The 15,276-nt window shown below is 70.5% G+C and carries 14 protein-coding genes; 10 read left to right on the forward strand and 4 right to left on the reverse strand.

Annotation, left to right across the window (positions count from 1 at the left end):
• Window positions 1-3 precede the first annotated feature (3 nt).
• The 3 genes from ACIQVZ_RS13130 to ACIQVZ_RS13140 all read right to left on the reverse strand — a co-directional run bounded on the left by ACIQVZ_RS13130 (window position 4) and on the right by ACIQVZ_RS13140 (window position 3,312).
• On the reverse strand, window positions 4-1,239 hold the full coding sequence (locus tag ACIQVZ_RS13130; RefSeq protein WP_402449538.1) for a hypothetical protein: 1,236 nt from the start codon (window positions 1,237-1,239) through the stop codon (window positions 4-6).
• Window positions 1,232-2,806: an N-6 DNA methylase gene (locus tag ACIQVZ_RS13135; protein ID WP_402449541.1), complete on the reverse strand. Its 1,575-nt coding sequence runs from the start codon at window positions 2,804-2,806 to the stop codon at window positions 1,232-1,234. Before ACIQVZ_RS13135 ends, ACIQVZ_RS13130 begins: the two co-directional genes overlap by 8 nt.
• A 62-nt stretch (window positions 2,807-2,868) precedes the next feature.
• The gene (locus ACIQVZ_RS13140) at window positions 2,869-3,312 is read right to left on the reverse strand and encodes a hypothetical protein (RefSeq protein ID WP_402449543.1); all 444 of its coding nucleotides are present in this window, start codon (window positions 3,310-3,312) and stop codon (window positions 2,869-2,871) included.
• A gap of 41 nt (window positions 3,313-3,353) precedes the next feature.
• Between ACIQVZ_RS13140 and ACIQVZ_RS13145 the strand changes: the two genes are divergently transcribed.
• Window positions 3,354-4,301 (forward strand): DUF5655 domain-containing protein, encoded by a 948-nt coding sequence (locus ACIQVZ_RS13145; RefSeq protein WP_402449545.1) that lies wholly within the window; start codon window positions 3,354-3,356, stop codon window positions 4,299-4,301.
• Between the two features lie 85 nt (window positions 4,302-4,386).
• Here ACIQVZ_RS13145 and ACIQVZ_RS13150 read toward each other — a convergent pair whose 3' ends face one another.
• A complete protein-coding gene (locus ACIQVZ_RS13150; RefSeq protein WP_402449546.1) occupies window positions 4,387-5,133 on the reverse strand; it encodes a DNA-methyltransferase in 747 nt (248 codons plus the stop codon).
• A 573-nt stretch (window positions 5,134-5,706) separates the two neighbouring features.
• Here ACIQVZ_RS13150 and ACIQVZ_RS13155 point away from each other — a divergent pair.
• The 9 genes from ACIQVZ_RS13155 to ACIQVZ_RS13195 all read left to right on the forward strand — a co-directional run bounded on the left by ACIQVZ_RS13155 (window position 5,707) and on the right by ACIQVZ_RS13195 (window position 15,234).
• The gene (locus ACIQVZ_RS13155; RefSeq protein WP_402449549.1) at window positions 5,707-6,888 is read left to right on the forward strand and encodes a C40 family peptidase; all 1,182 of its coding nucleotides are present in this window, start codon (window positions 5,707-5,709) and stop codon (window positions 6,886-6,888) included.
• Window positions 6,889-6,969: 81 nt separating this feature from the next.
• Window positions 6,970-7,278, forward strand: coding sequence for a DUF6112 family protein (locus ACIQVZ_RS13160; RefSeq protein ID WP_188308008.1), 309 nt, complete (start codon window positions 6,970-6,972; stop codon window positions 7,276-7,278).
• Between the two features lie 92 nt (window positions 7,279-7,370).
• On the forward strand, window positions 7,371-7,973 hold the full coding sequence (locus ACIQVZ_RS13165; protein WP_402449836.1) for a hypothetical protein: 603 nt from the start codon (window positions 7,371-7,373) through the stop codon (window positions 7,971-7,973).
• A gap of 16 nt (window positions 7,974-7,989) precedes the next feature.
• Window positions 7,990-9,441: an ATP-binding protein gene (locus ACIQVZ_RS13170; RefSeq protein WP_402449551.1), complete on the forward strand. Its 1,452-nt coding sequence runs from the start codon at window positions 7,990-7,992 to the stop codon at window positions 9,439-9,441.
• Between the two features lie 148 nt (window positions 9,442-9,589).
• On the forward strand, window positions 9,590-11,056 hold the full coding sequence (locus tag ACIQVZ_RS13175) for an SCO6880 family protein (protein ID WP_402449553.1): 1,467 nt from the start codon (window positions 9,590-9,592) through the stop codon (window positions 11,054-11,056).
• A 35-nt stretch (window positions 11,057-11,091) separates the two neighbouring features.
• On the forward strand, window positions 11,092-11,541 hold the full coding sequence (locus ACIQVZ_RS13180) for a DUF6238 family protein (protein WP_402449555.1): 450 nt from the start codon (window positions 11,092-11,094) through the stop codon (window positions 11,539-11,541).
• 24 nt (window positions 11,542-11,565) lie between these two features.
• The gene (locus tag ACIQVZ_RS13185) at window positions 11,566-13,071 is read left to right on the forward strand and encodes an ATP-binding protein (protein WP_402449558.1); all 1,506 of its coding nucleotides are present in this window, start codon (window positions 11,566-11,568) and stop codon (window positions 13,069-13,071) included.
• A gap of 187 nt (window positions 13,072-13,258) precedes the next feature.
• A complete protein-coding gene (locus ACIQVZ_RS13190) occupies window positions 13,259-14,377 on the forward strand; it encodes a hypothetical protein (protein ID WP_402449560.1) in 1,119 nt (372 codons plus the stop codon).
• Window positions 14,378-14,475: 98 nt separating this feature from the next.
• Complete coding sequence (locus ACIQVZ_RS13195; RefSeq protein WP_402449562.1) at window positions 14,476-15,234, forward strand: hypothetical protein; 759 nt, start codon at window positions 14,476-14,478, stop codon at window positions 15,232-15,234.
• Window positions 15,235-15,276 lie beyond the last annotated feature (42 nt).

Genomic DNA, 15,276 nt, shown 5'->3' on the forward strand with positions numbered 1-15,276 from the left:
GGCTCAGACCTCCAACTCGGCGGACTCAATGTCGATGGTGCGATCCAGTAGCCCCGACACCAGGCTTGCGCGGGCTGCTCGGAGACTGCCTGCCTGACCTCGGAGGGAGTCCAACGTCTCCACGACGGCCCCAAGACGCCCCGCCCAGTCCTGCTGGACGGACAACGGGACATCCGGGATGGGAAATCTGCTGAGGGTCGCGCGGTTGATGGAGGCGATCCCTGTCGTCTGGGTGCCGAATGTCTCGAACCACTTCTGACCGAAGGTGTTACCCCAACCCGACACGAAATATGGGTCGAAACGTTGATCGGTGACCCGGACCCTGAAAACGTGGTTCTGGTGGATGCAGTCGGGAATCTGATCCTCCCATACGTGTCCCCGACCAAGCTTGTCCTTGTCCCCACCCTCGTTCATCAGGACGTCGCCCGGCAGCAGCCGGAGTTTTTCTGCTTTAGCCTGGGTAGTCTGGATCGTCGCCACCTCAGACAAATTCAGGTGGTGTCGATGGACATTTGCCACGCGCAGGTACGGCACCTCCACAAGGTCCAGCTGCTCAAGGTCCTTCTTGTTCTTGGTGAGACCTCCCGAGATGTCGCAGAACGACGCCAGTGGGACCGTCGCCTCGCCGGCAACCGTTGCCGCCATCTCCCGTCCGAGCGCCCACCAAAGCTCATCGAGCACGTCCGCCTCGGCGTCGAGTGCGGTGATCTGAGCGTCGACCGCGCCAATGACCTCAACGATCCGCTCCTGTACCGGCAGTGGCGGAATGTCCATGCTGATGTTGAGAAAGTCAGCGGGCTTCACCCGCTCACGCCTGCCACCCATCCCCTTAGAAGCCCCCTGGAGGGCATTCCACATACGCTGCGTCGTGGCGAGAATGCGAAAGAAGTCGGGATCTGCATCGGACGAGAAGGCGAAAGTCGGGAACTCCTGCGAAGCGAAAGATTCCGGCAGGTCATCGGGCGTGACGGTGATCGCGCCCTCAAACGCCTTGAGGCGACTGTAGACGAGTGCTCTTGGACCGATCCGGTTGAGCTTCTTGTAGGAGGTCGAACTCCCCGCGACAGGATCGCGATAGAGCAGCCCTCGCCCCCTGTTCAGCACCCCCACGGTTGGGTACGTCTGTTCCGGGTCCACATCCACGGTTTCCACATTCAGCGTGAGGAACCGTGCCAGTGGCGCCCGAACCCAACCCTCCTGCACGTGGGCAGCGCGATCACTGCTCGTCGGGTCACTCATCGAAGCCCTCGATCCCGGCGGCGGCGAGCACCGCGAGCATTCGGGCCTCGGTCTTCTGCCGTTCGGAACGGGCGATGTTGTAGGCGTCGATGAGGGTGCCCAGGTCTTCCTGCTCGGCCGCGGCCTGCTTGATGTACCTGCCGATGTTGAGGTCGTACTCGTTCGCCACGATCTCCGTGGCGGGGACGAATCGCGCCGCGAGTCCACCTTCTCCACTGGGGTCAATAGGGTTGCCGTCGACGTCGAATTTCGCGTTGTAGGCGGTCACGACGTCGGCGATGTCAACGTCGGTGAGGATGTTGCGATTCTTGGCCTTGGCGAACCGCTTGGAGGCATCAATGAACAGCACACCATCCTGCCGCTCCAGGTCCTTGGTGCCACGTGCACGAAACACCAGGATCGCCGTGGGGATGCTGGTGTTGTAGAAGAGGTTGGCAGGCAGGCCGATGACCGCTTCGAGCAGGTCGTCGTCCAGGACACGTTGACGAATGGCTGCTTCCTGGCCGCCGCGGAAGAGGACGCCGTGCGGCAGGACGACGCCGACTCGACCCCTCTTCGGGTCCATGCTGGCAATCATGTGCTGCACGAACGCCCAGTCCGCAGACGCCTGCGGGGAGACTCCGCCGAGGGCGCGCGGGTCGTTGGCCCAGGGCTTCCACTTCAGGCTGTACGGCGGGTTGGCGAGGATCACATCGAACTGTGCGACGGATCCATCCAGGTTCTTGAAGCGCGGGTCCTTCAGGGTGTCGCCGACCTCGACCTGGAACTGGGTGAGGTTGTGCATGAAGAGGTTCATGCGTGCCACACCCGCAGTGTCCGGCACGGCCTCCTGCCCGTACAGCTTGAGCGTGTAGCCACGCTTGTTGTGGGTCTTCAGGAGATTCGCGGAGGCGATGAGCATGCCGCCCGACCCACATGTCGGGTCGTACACCGACTCGAAGCCCTTGGGGTCCAGGACCTCAACGATCAGCTCGACGACCTCGCGCGGGGTGAAGAACTGGCCGGCGCGGGTGCCGGACCCGTCCGAGAACCGCTTCAACAGGTACTCGTACGCCCCACCGAGCACGTCGTAGGACATGTTGCCCTCGTGCATCTTCGGGGTGCGGTCCATTGCCTGCATGACCGCCGCCAACACCTCGCCTGACAGCACCTCTTCGGAGGCCCAGGTCATGGACCCGAAGATGCGGGAGAACTTGTCAGGATTAGCCGTCTCGATGGCTTGCAGGGAGGCGCGGACCCGCTGACCAATACCTGGCTGGGTGATGGTGCCGAGGATCGACGCCCAGGAGGCTCGACGCTCCTGGACGGTGCCGGGGTGGATGAGCGGGATATCGAACGACTGGTAGTCGCGATACTCGATCTCGCGGGCTTCCTCGACAGAGAGACCGTCCAGGCCCTCGTTTTCAGCCAAGAACTCCTGGTGACGGTGCTCCCAGGTGTCCGACAGGTACTTCCAGAACATCAGCGGGAAGACGACCGAGGAGTACTGCGCTTCAGGCATCGCCACGCGCAACTCATCGGCGGCGTCCCACAACCGGCTCTCGATCTCCTGCTGGGTGACTGCCATCAGTCAGGGGTGTCCTTGCTCGTCAAAGGGCGGCGGCCCGAAGGCCGTGGTGTTTTCGCCGGTCACCCAATTTCGAGCATGCTCGGCATGTGCACGCCGATCGTGTCCTGCTGGGTGAACCCAAGCGGAGTGTCGTAGTCCCTGTGCGGGCGACTCGCCAACGATATCCCTCCCCTAGGACAAGCAAGCGGCGCGGCCGGCAACGGCCAGACGCCCCGCGTCCGGCTGTTGCCGGCGAAGCGCGCCCGACAGATCCGGCACGACCTCGCCCGGACGGCATCCTCCAGCGGAGGAGCCAGGGCGGTGCCGAGGTCCTGGTACCGCTCAGTCTGCTCCGAGGTCACCGCGGTCCGGACGAACTCCACCTCGACGCCGGCGAACGCGGTGACGCGCTCGGCGAGTGCGGTGAGCATCCATCTATCACTCGGATCACGGTCGTCCTGAAACCACCTGGCCAGGGGGTGGGCCACGATGGATGCCTTGAAGTGGAATACATCATTCCTCATTTCGATTGATCTCTCCGTACGGTCGTGCGAAGGGGGCGTGGGTGGCCGACCTGAAGGTGTTTCGGCGGGGTGCTGATGGACGGGATGTCGAGCTGCGGGGTTCGACGGTGGCGCGGGAGCGGGAGCTGCAGCGGCGGGTCGAGGGGGCGCTGGAGGAAATGCTGGGGGTGCGGTTCCTGGCGTCGGAGTACTCGACGGGGCCGTGGCACCAGGGGCGGATCGACACGCTGGGGCTGGACGAGGACGGCGTGCCGGTGGTCATCGAGTTCAAGCGCGGGCGCGATGCCGGAGTGATCGCCCAGGCGGGATCGTACCTGGTCTGGCTGCTGGCGCACCGGCACGAGTTCGAGGCGCTGGTGCGCAGACAGCTGGGCGCCGAGGCTGCGGGGGCGGTCCAGTGGCAGCGGCCTCGGGTGATCTGCGTCGCGGGCGAGTTCTCGCGCCATGACCGAGCCGCGGCGTCGCTCTACCAGCGGGATCACCGCGTTGACCTGGTGCGCTACCGGATCTTCGGGCCGGACCTGCTGACGCTGCAGCTGGTCGAGACCGTTCCGGGTTTCTCCGCCTCGGGTGCCGCGCCGGTGCCGTCCGGCGCGGCCGACGAAGCGGGTGACGAGCCGGAGGTGGTCGTGGTGCCAGCGGGGCCCTCGCAGGTGGAGGTGCCGGAGTGCCTGCGGGAGCTGTACGGCGAGCTTGACGAGGCGCTGACCGCGGTGGGCGAGCTGGAGGTGGTGGTGCTCAAGCACTACATCGCCTACAAGCGGCTGCTGAACGTGGCGTCGGTGGTCTTCCGCCCGTCGCCGTCGCATCGGGCGCTGCTGGTGTACCTGCGGCTGGACCCGGACACGGTGGAGCTGGAGGAGGGCTTCACCCGCGACGTGCGCGGCATCGGGCATCTGGGGACGGGGGACCTAGAGGTGCGGGTCGTCTCGTCGGCGGACGTGGAGAAGGCGGTGCCGTTGATTCGGCGGGCGGTCGAGGAGTCCTGAGGAGACAGGAAGGGCGGCTGGAGTCTAGGTGCTCCGGCCGCCCTTTCGCGTCTTCGGCTCCTTGGCCGGGCGACGGTTCTCACCCTCACGCCTCCGGCCCGGCGAGGACGAGGTCGTCCTGGGTCAGCTCGGCGTGCAGCCGCTGTTCGGCGACGTCGGCGTAGTGGGGCGAGAGTTCGGCGCCGACGAATCGCCGGCCTTCGCGTAGGGCGGCGACGCCGGTGGAGCCGCTGCCGGTGAACGGGTCGAGGACGACGCCGTTCTCTGGGCAGATCTGGACGAGCTGCTGCATGATCTCCAGCGGCTTCTGGGTGATGTGGACGCGGTCCTTGCGGGGCTGGCTGGCGATGAAGTGGCCGGGCAGGTAGATCGCGCGGCTGTTGTCGAGGGTGCCCTTGACGCCCCAGGTGATGAACTCGGCGCTCTGCTTGAAGCCGCCCTTGCGCGGGCGGCTGGCGGGCTTGATCCAGGGGATGGTGCCCTGCCAGGTCCAGCCGGCCATCTGCAGCGCGTCGCTCGTCGTCGGTTCCTGCCTCCAGTCGCTGAAGACCATGGCGACCGAGTGCTCGGTGCTCGCCCGGTACGCCTCGGTGAGCAGTTCGGTGAGCCAGGCGCGGTAACTGCGCTGGTCGCGGTTCTCGCCGGGGAAGGTCTGGAGGTCGTGGGCGGAGCCGGTCTGTACGTACTTGGCGCGGGCGTCGCGGCTGGTGCGCTCGGAGCTGGTCCGGCCGCCGCTGTTGTACGGCGGGTCGGTGATGACGGCGTTGACGGACTCGTCGGGGAGGGTCTTGAGGACGGTGAGGGCGTCGCCTCGGTGCAGCGTGTAGGTCACGGGTTTTCCTTCGGGGCGTGGTTGGGCCCGCTCCGGGCGGCGCCCGGCGGCAGCCGCCGGGAGCGGGGATGCCGAGGAAGGTAGCCGTGATCGACGGCCGTACCTAACAGGCGTTGGCGGGGGTTCCGGGCCTGGTCGGGGGTCGTTTGGTGCGGCCGACTTTCGCGTCTACTGTCTGGCCATGCCGACCGGGCAGCAGGCCAAACGGGCCTGGCCTGGCACGTGTTGATCCGTGTTGCCCTGTGCTCGCGGAGCCACGCGGGCAGCATCTCCCCTTCCCCCGATCCCGAGGAGTGCCGTCGTGTTCCGGCTGAGATTACGAGCGCGGCCGGCTGCCGCGCGTGACCCGAGACCGGCGTCCTGGAGCTACCAACTCCCGTGACTCGGGCCCGCCCTGAACGAGGGCGGTTTCACCACCGGCGCGGTGCCGGCGACTTCTTCGCACGAGAGGCCGGCACCGCGTTCTCCTACGAATCCCCGAGGAGCCGCTGCGATGCAGCATGCCCTGGCACAGTCGTGCCCTCATCCGCCCCCGCTTCCCGTCCGGCCGATGTCTGGCGACCGGGGGCCGTCGTGAAGAAGACGGTCGGCGCGCTCGTCGGCGTCGTCGCCTGCGGGCCGCTGGTGCTGGGCCTGCCGGTCGCGATCGTCGGCGCGGCCAACGCCTCAGCCACCACGTCCAGCTCCTGTCCGTCCGGCGGAAATTCACAGGGTGTGGATTCCTCGGCGGTGGCGGCGCAGGTCGAGGCGATCCTCAAGGGCTCCAGTCCGCTCAGCGCCCCGAATGTGGCGGGGCTGAGCAAGCCCGCCGAGCAGATCCCCAACGCCCGGACGATCCAGGCCGCCGGAGTCGCGATGCACATCCCGGTGCGTGGGCAGGTCGTCGCCCTGGCAACGGCGCTGCAGGAGAGCGAACTTCGCAACGTCAACGGCGGAGACCGGGACAGTCTCGGGCTGTTCCAGCAGCGGCCGAGCCAAGGCTGGGGTACGCCGGAGCAGATCATGCAGCCGGTGTACGCCTCGACGAAGTTCTACGAGGCGCTGCAGAAGGTCAACGGCTGGGAGTCGATGACCGTCACCCAGGCCGCCCAGGCGGTGCAGCGCTCCGGCTTCCCCGACGCCTACGCCAAGTGGCAGCCCTTGGCGGAGGCACTGCAGAAGGCCCTCGCGCCGCTGCTCGCTCCTGCCGCCGGTGCCTCGCCCGCGCCGAACCCGCCGCCGGCACCGACGCCAACGGCCGGCGCGAGTGCCAGCCCGACCACGGGTGGCGGCTGCGGGACGCCCACGGCGGGCGGTGACGGCAGCGACTTCGGCACGATTCCGGCCGGCTCGCTGCCAGGCGGGTACACGATCCCGGCCGACGCACCGCAGCCGGTGCAGACGGCGATCCGGTGGGCGCTCGGCCAACTCGGCACTGCCTACCAGTGGGGCGGCACCTGCGCGAACTCGCACGGCGCGGATCCGATGGGCAGGTGTGATTGCTCCTCGTTGATGCAGATGGCTTACCGCTCGGCGGGCGTCTCGCTGGAGCGGACCACGTACGACCAGGTCACGCAGGGCAGCGCCGCTTCGGTGGACTCGCTCAAGCCGGGCGACCTGCTGTTCACGCGCGGCACCGCCGCCGTGCCGGAGCACGTCGGGATGTTCATCGGCAACGGTCTGATCGTGCACGCGCCGAAGACCGGTGACGTGGTCAAGATCTCGACCCTGGCCTCGTGGCGGCCGGAGATCCTCGCGGTCCGTCGGGTCGTCTGACCCGCGCCCTCGCCTCCCCTCTCTCCTCCCCCCCTTTCTTCGGGCTGCCTTCGCGTGCCCTGAATTGCTCTGGAGCTTCCCTTGTATCTCGCGGACGCAGTCGTACAGCTCGCCTACGATCCCGGCATCGCCCCCGCCGAGGGCGGTCTGCCTGGCCTTTCGGTCCTCAAGCAGGTGATGGGCAGCCTGAATCTGTTCGGGATCGTGGCGGTCGTCGGAGCCCTCGCAGTCAGCGCCGGGGTGTGGGCCTGGGGCCACCACTCCGGCGGCCACCAGGCCGAGGCCAACGGTAAGAAGGGCGTCCTCGTCAGCGCGGGCGCCGCCCTGCTGCTGGGCGCCGCAAACGGGGTCGTCAGCTTCTTCTCCGGACTCGGCGGCCAGATCAAGTGACGCAGAAACGTTTCCTCAACCCCCCTGCCCGTTCTGGGGACTTCGGCGGCCCGGTGGTGCGCCGCCGGGCGCTGCTGGGCTCGATCGTCCTGATGCTGCTCATCAGCTGCGCCGGCCTTCTCGCCTACCTCACCCGGGACGGCCGTGACGCCGCCAACCCGGCTTCCACGGCTGCGAGTTCGCCCGCAGCCTCCGGCCCGGTGGCCTCGGCGACGCCGGGCGGACATCCGAAGGGGCTGCCGGGTCCGCCTTCGACGCACGATCCGATCGCGTTTGCGAAGGCGGCGGCGGTGGCGCTGTGGTCGTACGACACCCGCTCGTCCTCGCAGCCTGAGCTGGTGGCCTCCCTCCACCGGTGGCTGACCGGCGAGGGGCAGTACGTCGACGCCGACTCGGTCGATCGCCTGGTGCCTTCGCCGGTGCTGTGGGGGCGGATGGCCGACTCCGGGCAGTTCGCCACCGCGACCGCGGACGAGGCGCACTTCCCGGACCGGTTCACCAGGGCGCTGCAGGCCGATCCGGGGGCGATCACGCAGGCGTACGTCTACGCCGTGACCGTCTCCGGGAAGCAGTCGATCGCTTGGAACGGCTCCCCGGCCGGTGGTGCCGAGGACCGTTCGGCGACCCTGGCCGTGCAGTGCCGTCCTGACCGCCCGTGTGCTCTGGCCGGTGTGCTGCCGGCCGTGGCGCCCTGACCGGCGGGAGTTCCTCGTGGATATCTGCAATCTCCCCATGGTCGCCCAGGTCTGCGACGTCGTCGACGGCATCAACTTCGTCAGCGACCCGGGCAAGTCGATCACCGATGGCATCGGCGCGTGGATCGCCAAAAGCATGGGCGAGCTGGCGGCCAGCGCCGTCGACCTGTGCGCGAAGGCGGTCGACGAGACCACGGCCATCGACCTGTCGGCGCCATGGTTCAGGGACAACTACCAGCTGATCCTGCCGATCGGGCTGATCCTGACCGTGGGCACCTTCTGCGCGCAGCTGATCCTGGCCGCCTGGCGGCGGGACGAGCGGGCGCTGGCCAAGGCCGGCTGGGGCACGATGACCGGCGTCCTGTTCGCCTTCGGCGCGATCAGCTTCACCGCCGTCGCGGTCACCGTGGTCGACGCCTTGTCGGCCGGGCTGTTCCAAGCCGCGCACACCAGCGTCGCCGACGCGGTCAGGCGCATGATCAAGATCAACCAGTTCGGCCCCATGTTCGCCCTCGGCTGGGCGATCCCCGCCCTGGTCGCGGTCGGCAGCGCGATCGGCGCGTTCCTCTACTGGTGCGTGATGGTCGCCCGCAAGGTCGGCGTGTTGATCCTCGTGGTGCTCGCCGCCTTCGCCGGGGCCGGCGGCGGCTGGGAGGTCGCCCAGCGGTGGCGGCGCGGCTGGATCGAGGCCACCGCCACCCTGATCGTCTCCAAGCTGCTGATGACGGTGGTGTTCCTCGTCGGCGTCTCCGCCCTCGGCAAGACGGACGCCAAGGACGGCATGGCCGCCCTGTCCGACGCCATGGCCGGCGTCGTGATCATGGTGATGGTGCTGCTGTGCCCGTACGCCGTCTACAAGTTCGTCCACTGGGCGACAGACGGCAGCGGCCACGACGACACGCACCGCACCGGCATGGCCGGCATGGCGGTCGCGGCCGGGGCGGCGAAGACCGCCGGTTCCCTGGCCATGCAGATGGGCACCGGTGTCCCGGCGCCGCAGGGCCCGGCCCAGGTACCTGGCATGGGCGGTGGCGGTGCCGCCTCCGGCATCGACCCGACCGGCCGGATCAGCAAGGAAGGCATCGACGCCGGCCCCGCGCAGCAGCCGACGAAGTTCCGCTTCGGCGAGGACACGAACGCCGGTGGCGACCGTGGACGTGCCCTGGTCACCCGGCCCGGCATCCCGGCCCTGGTCACCCGGGCCTCGCCCGGCGCAGGTGGCGGGCAGCCGCAGTCCGGCGGCGGTCAGGAGTCCCCGGCCTCACCGCCCCTCCAGGACGCTGTCGCGGCGGGCACGGTCTCGCCGTCCGGAACTGCCGTGCCCTCGGCCGCGAGCCCGCCCACGCCCGGGGCCTCCGCGCCGGCACCTGGAGGACCGGCCGCCCTGGCACCGTCCCCTGCCGGAGCATCCGCTCCGGAGCCGGTCCGGTTCGTCTTCCCGAACCGGCCCACCCAGCCCGGTTCCTGACCGGAGCCCCGTACCCCGGGGTGGGCGGCAGAGCGCCGCCCACCCCGGGCCCCGCCCCCGAGCCCCTGGAAGGAGGACCTGCGATGACGTCCAGAAGAGCGCCGCGCCCCCGCCCGCCGCCCGCACGCTCACCCCGTCTGGAATCCCGATGTCCTCCTCGACACCCGACACTCCTGCGTCCGTCAAGTTCCCCCACCGCTCCAAGCGCGGCATCCTGCTCGGCCTGAGCGCGCCGCAGCTGATCACCTGCGCCGCCACCGGCCTGCTGCTGCTCGCCGTGCTCGTCACCCGGGGCGTCACCGGCGCCCTGCAGCTCATACCCGTGTGGGCGGGTGTCGCCGCCCTGGTGTTCATCCGCTACCGGGGCCGCACCCTCGCCGACTGGGCCCCCGTCGCCGCCCGCTACGGCCTGCGGCGCCTGCGCGGACAGCTGCTGTGGCTCGCCCGCCCCTCCTCCCGCCCGGTGCGCGAGGGCCTGCTCCACCTGCCTGGCAACGCGGCAAGCCTGCGTGTCGTCACCGCCCCCGATGGCCGCTACGGCGCCGTCCACGACCCGCACGCCGGCACCCTCACCGCGATCGTCAAGGTCTCCTCCCGCGCGTACGCCCTCCTCGACCCCGGCACCCAGAACGCCAACGTCAGCGGGTGGGGACGTTCCCTGGCGGCGCTCGCCCGCACCGGCCAGGTCGCCCGCATCCAGGTGATCGAGCGGACCGTCCCCGACACCGGTGACGCGCTGCGCCGGTACTGGGAGGAGCACGGCCGCCCCGACGCCCCGCTCGCCGGTGAGCTGTACGGGGAGTTGATCCGCGGCGCTGGTCCGGCCGCCGCCCCGCACGAGTGCTACGTCGCCATCGCCCTGGACTTCAAGGGCGCGCGGCGGCTGATCTCCCAGGCCGGAGGCGGCCTGACCGGTGGGTTCGCGGTCCTGGCCCAGCTCACCTCCGCGTTCGAGCAGTCCGCGCGCACCGCCGGTCTCACCCCAGCCGGCTGGCTGTCCGCGGGCGAGATCGCCGCCGTCGCCCGCACCGCCTACGACCCGAAGTCCCGTGCCGCGCTGGACCGCTGGTCTGCGGACGGGCGTCCGTCCGCCGACCCGGGCGCCGCCGGCCCGGTGGTCGTGGTGGAGAAGGCCGACCACATCTCGACCGACTCCGCCCACCACACCACGTACTGGGCGGAGAACTGGCCCCGGACGCAGGTCAACCCGGGCTTCCTGCACCAGGTCATGTTCGCCTCCGGCGTGCGCCGCACCGTCTCCCTCGCGTACGAGCCGCAGGACCTCGACTCTGCGCTGCGCGACGTGCGCCGCAAGAAGGCCAGCGTGATCGCGGACTCGGCCGAGCGCGCCCGCAAGGGCCAGGTCTCCAGCGAGGCCGACTCCGTGGAGTACCAGGACATCCAGGACCGCGAGCGGCAGCTGATCGCCGGCCACGCCGACGTCGCCCTCACCGGCCTGCTGACCGTCTCCGCCGACACCGAGGACGAACTTCGCTCCGCCTGCGCCGTGGTGGAGACAGCCGCCGTGGGCGCCCAGCTCGACCTGCGCCCGCTCACCTGGCAGCAGGCGAGCGCGTTCACCGCCAGCGCGCTGCCGTTCGCCCTCGCCGCCTGATGCCGGCCCTCCCGCCTTCCGAAAGAGCACCCCTAATGCCGGCCACCACCCCCGTCGCGCAGGACTTCGTCCCGTACGCGACCTCCGCGATCGACTTCCACCGCGCGCTCAACATCCCCACCGGCCCGCTGGTCGCCTCCCGCGCCGAACTCAACTCCCTCCACGAGCACCTGGTCGCGCTGCACGGCCTCCTCGACGCCCACGCCCAGCGCACCGCACCGCTGCTGCCCATCGAGGGCGACCACCTCAAGGCCACGCGCACCCGCCTGTGGCAGGCCGCCGACCACCTCCACGCCGCCTACCACGCCTCGCCCCGGCCCGGCAGCGGCGAAGTCCCCGGCCCCGACGCCTGCCGTAACCGCCTACCCGAGGGAGCGCCGGAGCTGAGCATCTGCCGCCGCCACCAAGAGACCGCTCAGCTGGTGCGCCGCCGCACCACCCCCGCCGACCTGCACACCCCGTTCACCGGCCTCGTCCGCCGCTGACCCCGCACCCCGGAATCCGTGATCATGCCCAGGAACCGCGCCACCGCCAGCCCTCTGTTCGTCCCGCGCAAGAGCTCCCGCGCCCAACAGCGCTCTGCTCGTGCCGACTTCGCCGAGGCCCGCACCAAGGCCCGCCACGCGGCCCTGCCCGCCGTGCGGCGCGAGCATCAGGGCGCCGACCCCGAACTCCAGCCCACTTACCCGGCCTCCGGCCGCCCTGGTCCGGCCTCCGCCCGGGGCAGCAGGCTCCGCCTGCCCAAGCACCGCATGACCACCGCCGTCGCCGGTGGGGCCTACCCCTTCCTCGCGGAGGCCGGCCTCGGCGCCGAGGGGGTCTTCGTCGGCCGTGACATGCACGCTGAGGGCTCGTTCACGTTCGACCCCTTCACCCTCTACAACTCCGGCCGAATAGAGGGGTTCACGAACCCGAACGCCTTCCTGTGCGGGATCATCGGCATGGGCAAGAGCGCGCTGGCCAAGTCGATCGCGACCCGGTCCATCGCCCACGGGTACAAGATCTACGTGCCATCCGACCCGAAGGGCGAGTGGTCCGGTCTTGCCCAGGCCCTCGGCGGGCAGACGATCGCCCTGGGGCCCGGTCTGCCGGGGAGGCTGAACCCGCTGGACGCCCCGCAGCGGCCTGCCGGGGTGGGCGAGGAGGACTGGAGCGGCGAGGTCCGCAAGCGCCGCCTCCTCCTGCTGGCAAGCCTGGCGGCCACCGTGCTCAAGCGCGACCTGCTGCCGATGGAGCACACCGGCCTCGACGTCGCCCTGGACCTGGTCGTCGCCGACGCCGAGGCGGCGGGCACGGTGCCGCTGCTCGGCGACATCGCCCACGTCCTCGGCCGACCTGAGCGCCTCGACGCCGCCCTAGGCGACCAGGCCGGCAGCCTCGGCCACGCCACCGACGACCTCGCCCACGCCCTGCGCCGTCTGGTCCACGGCGACCTGTCCGGCATGTTCGACGCCCCGTCCACCGTGACGTTCAACGCGAACGCGCCGATGCTCTCCATCGACCTGTCCCGCCTGGGCAGCAGCGGCGACGACACCGCCCTGGTCCTGGCGATGACCTGCGCGTCGGCGTGGATGGAAGCCGCCCTCGCGGACCCGTCCGCCGGCCGCAGGTGGGTGATCTACGACGAGGCGTGGCGGGTCATGCGGCACGTCGGCCTGCTGGAACGGATGCAGCAGCAGTGGAAGCTCTCCCGGGGCCTGGGAATCGCCAACCTGCTGATCGTCCACAGGCTCTCCGACCTGCTGTCCGCCGGTGATTCCGGCTCGCGCGGGCGCGTCCTCGCCGAGGGACTGCTTGCCGACTGCTCGACGCGGATCATCTACCGCCAGGAACCCGACCAGATCCCCGCCGCCATGGCCCTGCTCGGCCTCACCGGCGTCGAGGCCCAGGCCATCGCCGCCCTCACCCGCGGCCGGGGCCTGTGGAAGGTCGCCAGCCTGTCCTTCATCGTGCAGCACCTCCTCCACACCAGGGAGAAGCAGCTGTACGACACCGACTTCCGCATGGCCGCCTGACCGGGCGGCGCTTCGAGAATCCTGAACTCACCTTTTTGCCAGGGGTGTTGAATCCTATCCGCCCGTGCCAGGCTGCGCACCGCCGCGCGCCTATCACCCTTTCGCGGCCGGTCCAAGTTCCCTCTCCCCGGCATCATCAGCGCCTGCCCACCACGCCACCGGGCGCACACCCCGCAGGAGAGCCCCCATGCAACCCGACCAACTGACCGTCCTGTTCGCCGACAACGGCTTCGGTGTCACCGCCCACGTCCACGGCCCGGACACCCTGACCGACCGTGCCACCACCGGTCCGGGCCGGCGCTACGCCCACGTCACCCGTCCCCTCGCGCAGCGGGGCCTTGAGACCGGGGTCGACTTCGGGGCGGACGACTACATCGTCGTCGCCCAGCTGAACGACGGGACCTGCCTGACGATCTCGCCCCCGCCGGAATACGAATACGGGAGCCACGAGGTCCCCGGCTTCCCGCAGGCGTGGCTCGTGACGCGGGACAACCCGGACAACCCCGAGCTGTTCGAAGTCGTCTACGACAGCAGGCCCAAGGGGGCCGACGCCCGCAACGGGGGCGACGTGACCGCGCTGCTGGCCGCCGTCGACGAGCACCTCGACGGCCTCGGCGTACCGTCCCGCCAGCAGGTCCAGGCCGTCCGCGCGGGAGCGGAGTCCGCCCTCCACCGGGCCGGGTTCGTCCCCGTCGTGCGCCTGCACGAGACCCATCACCGGCTTCCCGCCGCCATGGTCGACCCCGGCGAGCGCAAGGCCACTGTGACGCGGGCCGTCGACTACCTGCGCGCCGCCGGCTACGGGTTCACCTGCCCAGCGGACCTGATCGACCACCGCCTCCCGCCGACGCTGCCCCCGTCCCGGTCGCTGGCTCAGGTCGGAGAGACCATCGCCGGGGCCGGGCACACCCGGGAGGTGGCCGACGCGCTGAGCGAGCTGACCGCGCCCGGGGACGGCGTCCTCGACCAGGTCGTCGGCGTGCTCCACCAGAGCGCCTCCTGGTGGGAGGGCCTGGGCGGCGCCTCCGATCCGCACTACGCCGCCCGCCTGCGCTACATCGCGGACATGGCGGACGGCTACGTGCGGGAGATCCGGGCGATGCGCGGCGACCTCGCCGACCGGCACACCGCCCACGCCGGCCGCGCCCGGCCCACTGCCCAGGCCACGGTCACGGCCGGCCCCGACGCCCGAGTGCTCGCCGCGCTCGCCACTTCCCCCACCGCCGTACGCACCCTCACCGGCCACCCGGCAGAGGCCGTCCTCACCGCACCGGCCGCCGCGCGCGCTGCCGGACCGCGCCGCTGAACCCCCTTGTCCAGGAAGGACGACCGCTGTGCCCCGCCGGAACAGACCTCGCCCCACCCACCGGTCCACCGTCCGACCCAGCGAAGCGGAGCCCCACCATGCCTGCCGCCGCACCCACCCAGCTGCCCGACGTCGCCATCGGGCACCACCCGAGCCACGGCATCGTCGCCTCCCTGCCCACCCAGAACCCGGCCGCCCAATGGATGCTGGAACGCCTCGACTTCCAGCGCCTTCCCGGCAACCCGCGCCTGTACACGCTCACCGACCAGCACCAGGAAGCCCCTGAGCGCGCCGCCTGGGCCGCCAAGCTCCTCACCGGCGCCGGCTACCGCGTCGACACCGACATGTCCCTGGCTCCCGAGAAGACCAACGGGCAGGAACGGGTCCAAGCTCGACAAACGCGCGCCACGCCGGAGGTCCCCGGGCCGCAGCGTGCATCCGCCCAGGACGCCGGTCCGGACGTCGCCATCGCCGAGCACCCAAGCCTGGGCATCGTCGCCGCTGTCAACGACGATCTGCCCTTCAATCCGGGCATCTTCCTGGAGACCGATGGTTGGCGTCACCACCGGGACCTGGACGTCTACCTCGCCCCGGCCGGCACTCGGGCGGAGTCCCTCGACGTGGTGGCCCACACCGTCACGGGACTGCGGCGCGGTCACTTCCAGGTCGCCATGCAGCCCCAGCTCGCCGAGGACGTCGCCGCCCACCGCGTAGCGGTCCGCCAGCCGTTCACCACGCACAAGTTCCGCGTCGACGAGGCCACGCCCAAGGCGCCCGCCACCGTGCCGCCCGCTGTCGCCGTGAGCCCGCCGCCCGCGGCGGTCGACCCGCGCATCGCCTTCGCCCGCGCCCGCTGACCGACCCCTGCCGCACCGTCCCGCCGCCGCTTAGGAGCACAG

The organism is Kitasatospora sp. NPDC098663 (assembly GCF_044760075.1).
Taxonomy (GTDB): domain Bacteria; phylum Actinomycetota; class Actinomycetes; order Streptomycetales; family Streptomycetaceae; genus Kitasatospora.